This window comes from Conexibacter sp. S30A1 (assembly GCF_023330665.1).
GTDB lineage: Bacteria > Actinomycetota > Thermoleophilia > Solirubrobacterales > Solirubrobacteraceae > Palsa-465.
The window spans coordinates 1,833,432-1,847,292 of sequence record NZ_CP097127.1 but is presented as its reverse complement, the minus strand read 5'-3'; the positions used below and the strand labels follow the sequence as shown (position 1 = coordinate 1,847,292).

Annotated in this window: 11 protein-coding genes; all 11 read left to right on the top strand. The window is 64.3% G+C overall.

The genetic code is table 11. The annotated features are described in order from the left end of the window. Positions 1-2 precede the first annotated feature (2 nt). Genes M3M54_RS09120 through M3M54_RS09070 form a run of 11 tightly spaced genes read left to right on the top strand, consistent with a single transcriptional unit; the run spans position 3 to position 13,820 of the window. The gene (locus tag M3M54_RS09120; protein WP_249018728.1) at positions 3-1,574 is read left to right on the top strand and encodes a sugar ABC transporter ATP-binding protein; all 1,572 of its coding nucleotides are present in this window, start codon (positions 3-5) and stop codon (positions 1,572-1,574) included. Beyond that, positions 1,564-2,667 carry a LacI family DNA-binding transcriptional regulator gene (locus M3M54_RS09115; RefSeq protein ID WP_249018727.1) on the top strand — a complete coding sequence of 368 codons (1,104 nt, stop codon included), beginning with the start codon at positions 1,564-1,566 and terminating at the stop codon, positions 2,665-2,667. The genes M3M54_RS09120 and M3M54_RS09115 overlap by 11 nt, the downstream gene beginning before the upstream one ends. Continuing rightward, the gene (locus tag M3M54_RS09110) at positions 2,664-3,698 is read left to right on the top strand and encodes a Gfo/Idh/MocA family protein (RefSeq protein WP_249018726.1); all 1,035 of its coding nucleotides are present in this window, start codon (positions 2,664-2,666) and stop codon (positions 3,696-3,698) included. Before M3M54_RS09115 ends, M3M54_RS09110 begins: the two co-directional genes overlap by 4 nt. Before the next feature lie 10 nt (positions 3,699-3,708). After that, on the top strand, positions 3,709-5,322 hold the full coding sequence (locus tag M3M54_RS09105; RefSeq protein WP_249018725.1) for an acyl CoA:acetate/3-ketoacid CoA transferase: 1,614 nt from the start codon (positions 3,709-3,711) through the stop codon (positions 5,320-5,322). A 50-nt stretch (positions 5,323-5,372) separates the two neighbouring features. Further along, positions 5,373-6,992: a GMC family oxidoreductase gene (locus M3M54_RS09100; RefSeq protein ID WP_249018724.1), complete on the top strand. Its 1,620-nt coding sequence runs from the start codon at positions 5,373-5,375 to the stop codon at positions 6,990-6,992. After that, the gene (locus M3M54_RS09095; protein WP_249018723.1) at positions 6,989-7,789 is read left to right on the top strand and encodes an enoyl-CoA hydratase/isomerase family protein; all 801 of its coding nucleotides are present in this window, start codon (positions 6,989-6,991) and stop codon (positions 7,787-7,789) included. The genes M3M54_RS09100 and M3M54_RS09095 overlap by 4 nt, the downstream gene beginning before the upstream one ends. Before the next feature lie 39 nt (positions 7,790-7,828). Further along, positions 7,829-9,322: an aldehyde dehydrogenase family protein gene (locus M3M54_RS09090; protein ID WP_249018722.1), complete on the top strand. Its 1,494-nt coding sequence runs from the start codon at positions 7,829-7,831 to the stop codon at positions 9,320-9,322. Next, on the top strand, positions 9,319-10,515 hold the full coding sequence (locus M3M54_RS09085; RefSeq protein WP_249018721.1) for a glycoside hydrolase family 88 protein: 1,197 nt from the start codon (positions 9,319-9,321) through the stop codon (positions 10,513-10,515). Before M3M54_RS09090 ends, M3M54_RS09085 begins: the two co-directional genes overlap by 4 nt. Next, on the top strand, positions 10,512-12,071 hold the full coding sequence (locus M3M54_RS09080) for a GMC oxidoreductase (RefSeq protein WP_256465764.1): 1,560 nt from the start codon (positions 10,512-10,514) through the stop codon (positions 12,069-12,071). Before M3M54_RS09085 ends, M3M54_RS09080 begins: the two co-directional genes overlap by 4 nt. Further along, complete coding sequence (locus M3M54_RS09075; protein ID WP_256465763.1) at positions 12,064-12,726, top strand: bifunctional 4-hydroxy-2-oxoglutarate aldolase/2-dehydro-3-deoxy-phosphogluconate aldolase; 663 nt, start codon at positions 12,064-12,066, stop codon at positions 12,724-12,726. The genes M3M54_RS09080 and M3M54_RS09075 overlap by 8 nt, the downstream gene beginning before the upstream one ends. Beyond that, entirely contained in the window at positions 12,723-13,820 is a 1,098-nt protein-coding gene (locus M3M54_RS09070) for a sugar kinase (RefSeq protein WP_249018718.1), read from the top strand. Before M3M54_RS09075 ends, M3M54_RS09070 begins: the two co-directional genes overlap by 4 nt. Positions 13,821-13,861 lie beyond the last annotated feature (41 nt).

The following is a 13,861-nucleotide window of genomic DNA, read 5'->3' as shown; positions in this document are numbered from 1 at the left end:
GGATGGCCAACGTCTACGAACAGGCAAGCAGAGAGATGAATGCCAACGATCTCAGTCTCAGTGTTCCTCGCTTGTCGCTGCAGGACATCAGTAAGTCCTTTGGCGATGTGACCGTGCTGCACGATGTCAGCATGGACGTAGCTGCGGGGGAGATTCACGGCCTGCTCGGACAGAACGGTGCCGGCAAGAGCACGCTGATGCGTGTTCTTGCCGGCGGCTATCCGGACTATCGGGGGACGGTTAGGCTCGACGGGGAAGTGGTTGCGATGACCAGCCCTGCCGCGGCGCAGGCACAGGGTATAGCCATCATCTACCAGGAGTTCAGCCTAGTACCGCATTTGACCGTAGCTGAGAACATTCTCCTCGGGCGGGAGCCGGGGCGAATCGCCTATAGCACGCGGCAAGTGCGAGCCGAAGCAGCGGGCGTGCTTGAGAAGATCGGCATGGCCGGCGAACTCCCACTTGACGAAACGGTCCGAGGTTTGAGCACCTCAACGCAGCAACGCATCGAGATCGCCAAGGCCCTTTCACGAGACGCTCGCGTGCTGGTGCTTGACGAGCCGACGTCCAGGCTTGACGGAGCTGAGCGCACCAAGTTGTTCGCGCTTATGCATCGTCTAGCCGCAGGTGGCACATCGCTGGTTTTCATCTCGCATTTCCTTGAAGAGGTCCTTGCGGTGACCTCAAGACTCACGGTTCTCCGAGACGGCTACGCGGTCGCGCGCGGCAAGTCGGAGGACTACTCGCTGGAGACATTGAGCCAGGCCCTGCTTGGACAGGACCTGCAGCGCCAAGAGGAAGCGGAACGCAAACACACGACCACGGCTGCCGGAGAGTGCCTCCTTGCCGCCAGGGCCATCGAGGTGGGGCGGCGCGTCCGTGGCGTAAGCCTGGAACTGCACGCTGGCGAGATTGTCAGTCTTGCCGGCCTGATGGGATCGGGCCGCACAACCTTCGTGAAGTCGCTCATCGGGGCTGTAAAGATGACTGGCGGTGAGGTGGAACTGCGCGGCAGGCCGGTCCGTCTGCGAAACCCAACGCAGGCGCTGCGCGCGGGCGTCGCGCTTGTGCCAGAGGACCGCCGTGCGCAGGGGCTCGTCGGGGCTCTGCCCGCACGCGACAACATCGTGATTATGAGCCTCATCCGCCAACCGTCCAGACTCGGCTTCGTCAAGACCTCAGGACTGCGAGGGCTAGCCAAGCGCGCAGTGGAAGACCTTGAGGTCCGGCCTGCCGATGACACAAGGGCAGCATCGACCTTCAGCGGCGGAAATCAGCAGAAGCTGTTGATTGCGCGCGCTGTGCTCTCGGGGGTCGACGTGATGATCGTCGATCAGCCAACCGCTGGCGTAGATGTGGGCACCAAAGCTCAGATACATCGCATTCTGCGAGGGTTGGCTGATGAAGGGAAGGCGATCCTGGTTGTTTCAGATGAGATAGACGAACTCTTGACGATGGGCGACAGGATCCTCGTGATGCGGGAAGGTGCGCTTGCGGGGGAGTACGCACGAGGTAGGATCGATCGCGCCACACTGATCGCCGAGCTTGCAACGAGGACGGCAGATGCAGCCTGACGACGTCGCGCTGTCGGGGCCTGCTCAGGTGTCGCCGCGGCACGGCGGCAGGCGACGAGTGACGATGAAGGATGTCGCGGCTCACGCTGGCGTGTCGCGGGCGACCGTTTCGCTGGTTGTACGCGACAGCCCGCAGATTCCAGCTGAAACGAAAGTTCGCGTGCGGCGGTCGATGGAACAGATCGGCTACGTCTATGACCACCGCGCGGCTGTGATGCGTTCGGACCGCACGATGACCATGGGCTTGGTCGTGACCGACGTGCGGAACCCGTACTTTGCAGAGTTGACGATGGCGCTTCAAACGCGCCTTCAGGAGTCGGGATTCGCCTTGATCACGGGCTATAGCCTGGATGACCAGGAACGGGAAGCGCGCCTGCTCGAGGTCATGGTCCAGCGCCGCGTCGACGGTGTCTTCGTGATCCCCTCCAAGACCACCACGTCAGACGCTCTCAACCGGTGGTTGCTGACCTCGGGGACACCGCACGTTGTGATCGTCCGTCCGATCCAGAATCACGAGGCCGACTACGTCGCTGCTGACAACCTGCGTGCGGCCATTCTGCTCGGCGATCACCTTGCGGCCGAAGCCTGTGAAACGGTCGCTTTCCTGGGGGGCCCACCGCAATCGACCGTGCGCAGTGAGCGCGAACGCGGGCTTACCGAAAGCCTGGGCGCGCACGGGATCCGGTTTGACCGGACGCTGTCGATCGCGTCCACAGCCGATCGCTCCGGGGGTGTCAGAGCGATCAACCAACTGCTGGCCGGCTCGCCGCTGCCGGATGCGATCGCCTGCTACAACGATGTCGTCGCATTTGGTGTTATGGAGGAACTGCGGAGACGCGGTTTTGAGCCCGGTCCTGACGTGGCGATCGGGAGCTTCGACGACCTGTACGAAGCTGAACTGAACCAGCCGCCGCTGACCTCAGTCGCCACCTATCCAGCGCGTGTCGGCCACGAGGCCGCGCGGATTCTGATTGAGCGGCTCGACGACCCAGACGCGGCGGCCGAGCAGCTTCTGATCTCGCCGCGGCTGTCGGTGAGGGAGTCAAGCACCACGCGCCGGCGCGCCACGGCCTCGCGGGAGACAAGGTCATGACCGGCCTCAGATGGGGGCTGATTGGCGCCAGCGACATCGCGAGCACCCGCATCATCCCTGCGCTACGCCGTGTGGGGCAGGAGCCGCTCGCGGTGCTCAGCAGCTCAGCAGAGCGTGGGGCTCGGTTTGCGGTCGAGAACGATGTCAGCCTCAGCTACACCAGCCTCGACGCGATGCTTGACCGCCACGATATTGATGCCGTCTACATCTCGACGACCAACGAGCTCCACGCCGAGCAGGCGGTCGCCGCGGCCATGGCGGGCAAACACGTCCTCTGCGAGAAGCCGCTCGCGATGTCGATCCATGACGCGCAGAAGATCCTCTCGGCGTGCGACGGGGCCGGCGTGGTGCTCGCTGTCAACCACCACCTGCCGGCGGCTGGCACCCATCGGAAGATGCGTGAGCTGATCGCACAGGGTGCCGTCGGCAAACCCCTCGCAGTCCGTGTCTTTCATGCCGTGAAGCTGCCCGATCGGCTCGCGGGCTGGAGGTTGCAGAACCCCGAGCGCGGTGGCGGCGTGATCCTCGACATAACCAGCCACGACGCGGCCGCTGTCCAGGCGCTGCTCGGAGCCCGAGCACTCGAGGTCGCCGCAATCTCATGCTCGCAAGGACTGTGGGCGGCCGCCGTCGAAGACGCCGTGGTCAGCGCGATGAGGTTCCCAGAGGACGTGCTGGTCCAGACGCACGACGCCTTCACAGTTGGCTACGCAGGCACCGGCCTGGAGGTCCATGGCACTGAGGGATCAATAATCGCTCGTGGGGTGATGACCCAGGATCCAGTCGGCTCGCTGCACCTGCGTGATGCAAACGGAGAGCGGGAGATCGGTCCCAGTGACCGCGACGACCTTTATGACGTGACGCTCAGCGCTTTCGCAGAAGCCGTGCGGGGACAGGCTGCTCCCATAGTGGACGGTCAAGCGGGGCTCCAGGCTTTGGCGGTCGCGCTGGCCGCGAAGGAGTCTGCGCAGGCCGGACGTACCGTGGCCGTTGATGCGCTGCTCACAGGCCAACTACCGCACAGTGGATAAGGAGGACCCAATGCGGACGATCCCCATCATCACGGCACCGGAGGCGGGTGCCCTGATCAGCGACGGCGCTGTCGTCACCGTCAGCTCATCCTCGGGTCTTGGATGTCCCGACGCGGTGCTGCGCGGGATCGGCGAGCGTTTTGCGGCCACCGGCTCCCCCAAGGGCATCACGACCGTGCACCCGATCGCAGCCGGCGACATGTTCGGGATCGCGGGCATCGACCATCTCGTAAAGCCTGGCCTGTTGCGCCGCGCGATCGCGGGCTCCTATCCAAGTGGCGCGTCGTCGCAGGCTCCGCCGCGGGTTTGGCAGGCCATTGAGGCGGGCGACATCGAGGCATACAACCTCCCTTCCGGTGTGCTGTTTCAGATGCATCGAGCAGGTGCCGTCGACCAGCCAGGAGTCTTCAGCAAAGTTGGCCTGGATACGTTCGTCGATCCCCGCCAGCAGGGTGGCCGCATGAACAAGCAGACGCCGGCCGAGATCGTGAGCGTGCGCGAACTGGACGGTGACGAGTGGCTGTTCTACGAGGCGATTCGTCCTGACGTTGCGATCATTCGCGCCACCACCGCTGACGAGTGGGGCAACCTCTCCTACGAAGACGAAGGCTCGGTGCTCGGCGCGCTAGACCAGGCCTACGCTGCGCACAACAACGGCGGCATCGTTATCGCGCAGGTCAAGAGGGTCGCCGCCGGCGGGACGCTGAGCGCACAAACAGTGCGGGTTCCCGGGATTCTTGTCGACGCGATCGTCGTCGACCCCGACCAGCTGCAGACCACGGGCACTCCGTATGACCCAGCGATCAGCGGACAGATACGCCGACCGCTCGCCACGCTGCAGGACGTTGATTGGTCGATCGAGAAGGTGATCGCCAGGCGCGCGGCGATGGAGCTGAAGGCGGGAGAGATCGTAAACCTGGGCTTTGGCATCTCGGCGCTGATACCCAGGATCCTCGTTGAAGAGCGGATGGACTCTGCCGTCACCTGGGTGATCGAACAGGGTGCTGTCGGCGGGGTGCCGTTGACCGGGATGGCGTTCGGCTGTGCCGTGAACTCGCAGGCGCTGATGCCGAGCATCGATCAGTTCACGCTCCTGCAGGGCGGCGGCTTTGATCACGCGATGCTTTCGTTTTTGGAGATCGATCGGGCCGGCAACGTAAACGTTCACTGCCTGCCGGGGCGACGCCACGTGACCGCCGGCATCGGCGGCTTCGCCGACATCGTCGCAAAGGCTCCGACGATCGTGTTCAGCGGCATGTTCACAGCCGGCGGCGCCGATGTCGGGGTAGAGCACGAACAGGTCACGATCCGGACCGACGGTCGTCACACAAAGCTTGTGGAACAGGTCAGAGAGATCAGCTTCTCTGGCAAGCGGGCCCTAGAGACCGGTCAGCGTGTCATCTATGTGACTGATCGATGTGTGATGGAACTGCACCCGGAAGGCGTCACCGTCACCGAGGTATTCCCAGGAATTGATCTGCGCTCCGATGTGTTGGAGCGAGCTGACTTTGAGCTGCGGGTGGCCGAGGACCTGCGTGAGGGTGATCGGCGCCTGTTCAGGCCAGAGGCGATGGGTCTGGAGCTGATCGACGCCGGACTGCCGGAGGCAAATGTTCAGGCTTGACGCCGCACCGGCAGGTGAGGCGTGAGTATCACCAAAAGAAGGCAGTAACCATGAATAGTTCCGAGTTTGATTACATTGTTGTTGGCGCCGGAGCGGCTGGGTGCGCAGTCGCAAACCGACTCTCTGAGGACTCGTCCACGCGCGTTCTGCTGCTCGAGGCCGGTGGACGCGATCTCTCGCCACTGATCCACGTGCCGGTTGGCTTCACGAAGCTCACGAGTCCGAGTGTGAACTGGGGTTTCGAGACGGCGCCACAGTCTCAGCTCGATGGGCGCAGGATGTGGTACCCGCAGGGCAAGACCCTCGGTGGCAGCACCTCCATCAACGCAATGATCTACATCCGCGGGCAGGCACAGGACTACGACCGCTGGCGCGATGCCGGGAACCCCGGGTGGGGCTACGACGATGTGCTGCCCTTCTTCCGGAAGGCTGAGCACAACGAGCGCCTTGCCGACAGCTATCACGGGACTGACGGACCGATGAACGTCACAGAGCAGATCGAGTGCAACCTGCTCACAAGGGCTTTCGTTCGCGCCAACCAGGAGCTCGGCCTCAGCTTCAACCACGACTTCAACGGCGCAGGCCAGGAGGGTGTCGGGTACTACGACGTCACCCAGCGCGACGCCCGGCGGGAAAGCGCCGCGACCGCCTACCTGCGGCCCGCGCGTAAGCGGCCCAACCTCACGATCCACACGAACTCGCTGGCGACGCGCATCCAGGTGAGCAACGGTGTTGCCAGGGGCGTGGAGTATCTGCATCGAGGCAGAGCCACTAAGGCAAGCGCGCGGCGCGAGGTGATTCTCTCTTCTGGTGCGATCAACTCGCCGAGGCTCCTGCTGCTGTCGGGCATTGGTCCTGCGAATGAACTCGAGGCGCTGGGAGTCTCCGTGGTCCACGATCTGGCCGGCGTGGGAAAGAACCTGCAAGATCATATGGACGTGTATCTCACGGCCCACACGACGCCCGTCAGCTTCAACGAGTCAGACCGGCCCGACAGGGCGGCGCTCTACACGCTGGAGTACCTGATGTTCAAGAACGGCCCACTGACCGCGTGCGTCTGTGAGGCCGGGGCGTTTTTGAAGAGCAGCGAGGAGGTTGAGACGCCGGACATCCAGATCCATTGTCTACCCGCGTTTGTCATTGACCACGGCCGTCAGCGAGTCAAGGGACACGGCATGACGATCAACACCTGCCACCTGCGGCCGCGCAGCATCGGCGAGGTGACGCTGCGGTCGAGCAACCCTGAGGACATGCCGATCATAAACCCGAATTTCCTGGCCGACCCGTACGACTGGAGGATTTCGCTAGCCGCCTTCCAATGGGGCCGCAGACTCCTGAGCTCCGAAGCGCTCAAGCCGTTCGTTCTCAGCGAGCACATGCCGGGCGCAAGTGTGCAGACCGATGCCGAGATCCGGGCCTACATCCGCAGGTGGGCAAAGACCGACTACCACCCGGTCGGCACGTGCAAGATGGGAACTGATGAGCTCGCAGTCGTCGACACAGACCTCCGTGTGCACGGTCTCGAGGGTCTGCGCGTGGTCGATGCATCCATCATGCCGACGCTGATCAGCGGCAACACCTCGGCTGCCTCGACCATGATCGGTGAGAAGGGCGCGCACCACATCCTTCACGGATCACTGGCCGCGGCGAGCAGCGGAGCGGCCAGATGAGCCACGCTACGCCAAGCGGAGTTGGTGAGGTTGAGCTCTCCGTTGACGCGGCGCGTCACATCGCGACGATCACGCTCAGCCGGCCGGCGAAGCTCAACGCGCTCACACCCGAGATGCTCGAGCAGCTGCACAGTGCGCTGATCACAATCGAGGCCACGAGCACCGAGGCCGTCGTCGTGCGCGCTGCGCAAGCCAAGGCTTTCTGTGTCGGTGCGGACATTGAGCGCTTCGCCGGTCTCGCTCCCACCGCCATGTGGCGTGACTGGACCAGACGCGGCCACGAGATCTTCGAGACGCTGGCGCGACTGCACCAGCCGAGCGTCGCCGTGTTGGCCGGACATGCCTTTGGTGGCGGCCTCGAACTGGCGCTGGCCTGCGACTTTCGGATCGCCGCCGAGGGAGCACGCCTGGGCCTCCCGGAAGTAGGACTGGGCACCGTGCCCGGATGGGGAGGAACTGGACGGCTGACAGCGCTGGTCGGTCCCGCGCGCGCCAAGGAGATGATTCTCGCCGGACGGCAACTGGACGCCCAGACCGCGCTTGACTGGGGGCTGCTCACGCGAGTCGCCCCGGCCGCCGCGCTGGAGCTGGAGCTCGAGCAGCTGCTCGCCGCACTGACCAGCCGTGCCCCCGTAGCCGTTCAGCTTGCCAAGCAACTGATCGATAGTGGCGCGGTGGGTGGTCCAACAGCGCTGCTTGAGGCGTTGGCCGGCGGTCTAGCCGCATCGACCGCTGACCTCGCGGAGGGGGTCGCCGCCTTTCGTGAGCGTCGCGAACCCAGCTTCGGTGGGAACTGACGCCACCGTGGAGGCAACCATGATGAGGAGAGAACAGCCATGACAGCGGTGCAGCGACCAGCGGAACGCCAGATGATCATCGGTGGCCGAGACAGCGAGGCCGCCGATGGTGCGCGCTTTGTCCGTGAGAGCCCTGGTGACGGTGAAATTGTCGCCTCCTACCCGCAGGCGGCCGCTGCGGACGTGGACCGCGCCGTGAGCGCGGCGCGGGACGCTTTTGACAGCGGCCCGTGGCCGCACATGTCCGGCGCCGACCGGGGTGTCGTCCTTCATCGGGTGGGACAGCTGATCCGGCGTGACGCCACGCTGCTTGCAGAGCTCGAGGCGCTGGAGAGTGGAAAGCCGATAGCACAAGCACTTGGAGAGGTCGAGGGCACCGCCGATCTATGGGAGTATGCGGCGACCGTTGCACGACACACCTACGGTGACGCTCACAACGCCCTTGGGGCAAATGTGCTGGGGATCGTTGTAAACGAGCCGGTCGGGGTTGTGGCGATGATCACGCCCTGGAACTTTCCGGTCCTGATCATCAGCCAGAAGCTGCCGTTCGCGCTTGCGGTTGGCTGCACGGCTGTGGTCAAGCCAAGCGACCTGACGTGCGGAACAACCATTCACCTCGGCGCGTTGCTGCGCGAAGCCGGACTCCCAGACGGGGCCGTGAACGTCATAACCGGTGATGGCTCGGTCGGCGCCGCGCTCTGTCGACATCCAGGTGTTGACATGATCTCCTTCACCGGCTCGACCGCTGTCGGTCGTGTGATCGCGCGCGACGCCGGCGAGGATCTCAAGCGTGTCGAGCTCGAGCTCGGGGGCAAGAACCCACAGATCATCTGCGCGGATGCCGACCTCGATCGCGCGGCCGACGCTGTCGTATACGGCTCGCTCTTCAACCAGGGTGAGTGCTGCAATGCCGGCAGCAGGCTGCTGGTGGAGGAGGGTGTGTCCCATGCGGTGCTGGAGCGCATCGCCGAGCAGATGGACAGGGTGGTCGTGGGCGATCCACTTGATCCGGCAACGCAGGTCGGCGCGATCGCCAGCGAGGCGCAGCTTCGCAAGATCGAGGCGCTGGTCGAAGACGGCCGGGCCGCCGGCGCGTCGACGCTGGTTGGAGGGTCGAGGCTTCAGACCGAGCAGGGCTGCTTCTTCCAGCCAACCGTGTTCAGCTCGGTGGAGCCGGACATGAAGATAGCCCGAGAAGAGATCTTCGGGCCGGTGCTCTCGGTGCTCACGTTCAAGAGCCTCGACGAGGCGATCAGACTGGCGAACTCAACGCTGTACGGGCTGTCGGCAGGGATCTGGACCCAGGACCTTGACAAGGCGCTAAGGGCCGCTAAGGACATCCGTGCGGGGACGATCTGGGTCAACTCGTGGCTCGATGGGTTCCCAGAGCTGCCGTTCGGCGGGTTCGGCGCGAGCGGTGTCGGACGTGAACTTGGCCGCCAGGCGGTCGCCGCGTTCACCGAGACGAAGACCATCCAGATCCACAGCGGCTGGCGGTCACCGTGGTCGACGGTTGGACGGTGGGACGGATGAATTACCCGGTGCTCGCGGCGGCGCTGCCGCTCGTGCCGCCCACCCCCGTCCGGCCCCCAGATGGCTACATCGAGGCAGCTGAGAACGCCTGGGATGTCGCCGAGACCAAGGTCCGCTCACTCATCCACCAGCACCCCGATCGATTCCCGCTTTACACAACCGATGGCCGTTGGTCGCTTCAAGGAGATGCTTGGACCAACTGGTGTGAAGGGTTTCTGGCGGGCGAGCTCTGGCTACTGGCGGAGCACACAGGCGACCAAGAGCTGCGTGCCCGCGCCGAGCACTACAGCCGCCTGATCGAGCCGCGCAAGACCGACCGTGACGTTCACGATCTCGGATTCCTGTTCTGGTCAAGCTGGAAGCGGTGGTTTGACAGCGACGGAGACCCAGGGCTGGACGTCGTCGTCGTCGAGGCGGGAAGGACACTGGCGCTGCGCTTCAACGAGCAGGGCCGGTACCTCCGCAGCTTCCTGGCCGCCGACAGTCTCTTCATCGACATCATGATGAACGTAGGGATCATCTTCTATGCGGCGTCACGCACAGGCGACAACGATCTTGCTCGCATCGCTTATGAACACTGCCTGACCACGCGGCGCTACCTGGTACGTGGCGATGGCAGCGCGAGCCACGAGGGCATCTTCGCCCTCGATTCTGGCCAGTTTCTCAGGCAGACGACCCAGCAGGGCTGGCGAGATGATGGCTCGTGGGCGCGTGGACAGGCCTGGGCGATCTATGGGTTTGGGACCGCATACCGCTTCACCGGTGACCGACGGTTTCTCGCCACCGCCGCCGCCTGCGCGGACTTCTACATCGAGCGGACCGGCGAGCGGCTGATAGCGCCCAACGACTGGGAAGAGCCCGAGCCAGCCCGACCATTCGAAAGCTCCGCGGCCGCGATTGCAGCCGCCGGCATCTGGCAGCTTGCCTGTCTGACACAGGACACCGCCAGGGCGATCAGCTATGGCGAGTATGCGCTGCGCATCCAGCACCGCCTCCTGGCCCCCGACTTCCTCGCTGGCGAGCATGAGGAGTGGGACGGCATCCTCAAGCACGGCAGTTACCACGAGGCAAAAGGGCTCGGGGTCGACGAGTCGGTCATGTGGGGTGACTACTTTCTTTTGGACGGCCTCGCAATGGTCGCGGCGAGTCTCGGGTCGCCCCGGAAGCGAGCAGCGGTTGCGGATCCGCGATGACCGACCCCTTTGGCAGTGACCAGCCACCGGTCGTCGGCTCGCTGGACAGCGACCACATCGACTGCGACATAGCGATCATCGGCTCGGGGATGGGTGGAGCAACCGCAGCGTTTGCGCTCAGAGACACCGGCCGCCGGGTGCTCGTCATCGAGCGCGGCGACTTCCTTCCGCGTGAGGAGCAGAACTGGTCCGCGGCGGCTGTCTTTGCGGAGAAGCGCTATAAGAACGCTGAGCTCTGGTACGACGGACGCACCGGCAAGCCCTTCCTGCCGGGAGTGCACTACTGGGTGGGTGGCAACACGAAGGTGTATGGGGCCTGCCTGCCGCGCTTTCGCGTTGAGGATTTCGGCGCCATCCGGCACCCGGACGGGATCTCCCCCGCGTGGCCGTTTGAGTACAGCGAAATCGAACCCTACTACTGCCAAGCCGAGAAGATATACGGAGTCCACGGCAACGGCGAAGGCGACCCCACCGCTCCGTGGAGATCAGCCGACGCACCATACCCCGAGCTCGAGCATGAGCCGGACCTGGCAGCACTCGCCGACTCGCTGAACGCGCAGGGGCTGCACCCGTTTCATATGCCGATGGGTGTCGACCTGCGCCCCGACGGACGCTGCATCCGTTGCCAGACCTGCGATGGGTACCCGTGCAGACTTGGCGCCAAAAACGATGCCGAGACTCGCGCCATCACGCCGGCGCTGGAGAGCCCGACCGTAAAGCTGATCACACGCACGCTCGTCAAGCGCATCGGCACGACCCCAGACGGGCGAACGGTCACGGAGCTCGAGGCCGTACGCGATGGGCGGGAACTCAGGATCCGTGCCGAGCGCTTCATCCTCGCGGCCGGTGCGGCGAACTCAACCGCGCTGCTGCTGCGCTCCGGCTCCGCAAGGCACCCGAACGGCCTTGCAAACTCCTCGATGCTGGTTGGCACCAACTACATGGTGCACGCCAGCACATTCTTCATGGCTGTGGATCCGCGACGCACCAACCACGTTGAGTTCCAGAAGACGCTTGGCATCAACGACTGGTACCTCGGCAATGATCGGGAATTCCCTCTCGGGAACGTGCAGATGCTCGGCAAGCTGAAGGCGCCGATGCTCAAGGAAGCCCGGCCATGGGCGCCGGACTTGGCGCTCAAATACATCGCGAATCACAGCGTCGACCTGTACCTGACCACCGAAGATGTCCCGAAGCCCGAGAACCGCGTTAGGCTCGACCGCAACGGGAAGATCTGGGTCGACTGGACGTCCAACAACCTGAGTTCCCACGCTGAACTGCTAAAGCGCGTCACCCGCACGATGAAGCGAGCCGGTTATCCGTTGATTCTGACGGAGCGGATGGGCATTGAGACCAACTCGCATATGTGTGGTACTGCGGTGATGGGTGAGGATCCGGGCAGGAGTGTGATAGATCGTGATTGTCGTGCGCATGACGTTGGGAATCTTTGGTTGCTTGATAGTTCTGGGTTTCCGTCTTCGGCGGGTTTGAATCCGGCGTTGACGATCGCGGCGAACGCTCTGCGGGTCATTGATACTGGCGTGATTGATGGGTAGTGGGCGAGCGGTTGTGTGTGAGGATGCGGCTTGGGTGCGGGTTCGGGAACGGCTTGGTGCTGCTCGCATCTTGCCTTTGGTGAGTTTTGATGATGCTGTGCAGGCGGTTGCCACGGCGCGGGCGTTGATGCGGGGTGGGGTCGATTGCATCGAGGTCACGTTCCGTACGCCGGCGGCTGTTGAGGCGATCAGGGCGCTTTCAGGGATTGAGGGTTTGTTTGTTGCTGCGGGTACGGTGCTTTCGGTTGATCAGCTTGAGCAGGCCAGGTTGGCGGGCGCGCAGCTTGCGTTGGCGCCGGGCAGCAACTTTGAGGTGATCCGGGCTGCACGCGAGCGTGGTTTGCCGTTTGTTGCGGGGGCGGGCACGGCTTCGGAGGTGGAGCAGCTGCGTCATTTCGGTGTGCGTGTGGTGAAGGTGTTCCCGTTTAGAACGGTGGGTGGGGTTGAGTTTTTGCGCTCGCTTGCAGCGGTGTATCCGGAGATGCGGTTTGTCCCGACCGGGGGTATCGATCAGAGCAACCTGAGCGAGGCGGCTTCTGCTCCCGGGGTGCTTGCGGTTGGTGGTAGCTGGATCGCGGCCCCTCAGCTGATTCGCGCGGGACGCTTTGAGCAGATTGAGCAGAACGCTCGCGCGGCCCGGATGCTGCTTCGGTGAGCGGCCTGGCGATCAAGGCGCGGGAGGTGTGTCGCTGGGATGCGGTGGCTTTGGGTGAGGTGATGCTGCGGTTTGACCCGGGTGCCTCAAGGATCGCGACCGCTCGCAGCTTCGAGGTTTGGGAGGGCGGCGGGGAGTACAACGTTGTTCGTGGTCTTGCACGCTGTTTCGGGTTGCGTACGGGGATCGTGACCGCGCTTGCGGACAACCCGCTCGGTCGTCTTGTTGAGGGCCTGATCGGTCAGGGTGGTGTGGGGCAGGCACAGCTCAACTGGGTTGCGCATGACGGAGTTGGGCGCAGTGTTCGTAATGGCCTTAACTTCGTTGAGCGTGGCTACGGGGTCAGGCCGCCGCTCGGCTTGTCAGATCGCGGTCACACAGCCGTCTCGCAGCTGAAGCCGGGCGAGATTGACTGGGAGCGGATCTTCGCTTCAGAGGGCGTGCGCTGGTTTCACTGCGGCGGTGTGTTCGCGGGTCTTTCGGAGAGCACGTCGGCGGTTGCGCGCGAGGCGATGCTCGCCGCCCGCGCGCACGGCACCGTGATCTCCTATGACCTCAACTACCGTCCGTCGCTGTGGCAGGCGCTCGGTGGGCCCGAACGCGCCGCGCAGGTCAACCGTGAGCTTGTCTCGCTGGCTGATGTGCTGCTCGGTGTCGGCGGGGATCCACGCCAGGCGCTCGGACAGGAGCTCCCGCACGTCGAGCAGGGCAGCGGGCTTGATCCCGGTGCGCACCGTGCGCTGCTTGCCGCGATCATGGACCGTCACCCCAACCTGCAGTTGGTGGCCACCGCCATCCGGCAAGTTCACAGCGCGAGCCTGAACGACTGGGGTGCTGTCGCGCACTCCAAAACCGGTTTTGTGGTCGGGCCGCGACTTGACCGCCTCGAGATCTTCGACCGCATCGGTGGCGGGGACTCGTTCGCCTCAGGCCTGATCTATGGCCTGCTCAACAACCAGGAGCTTCAGCTGGCGCTCAGCTACGGTGTCGCGCACGGCGCGCTGGCCATGACCACCCCAGGCGACAGCTCGATGGCCACACTCGCAGAGGTCCAGCGCCTCGTCCGTGGCGAAGCCTCGCACGTCGCCCGCTGAGCGACCGCCACGCCCAGGAGGGGAACGTCAACATCTGGGCG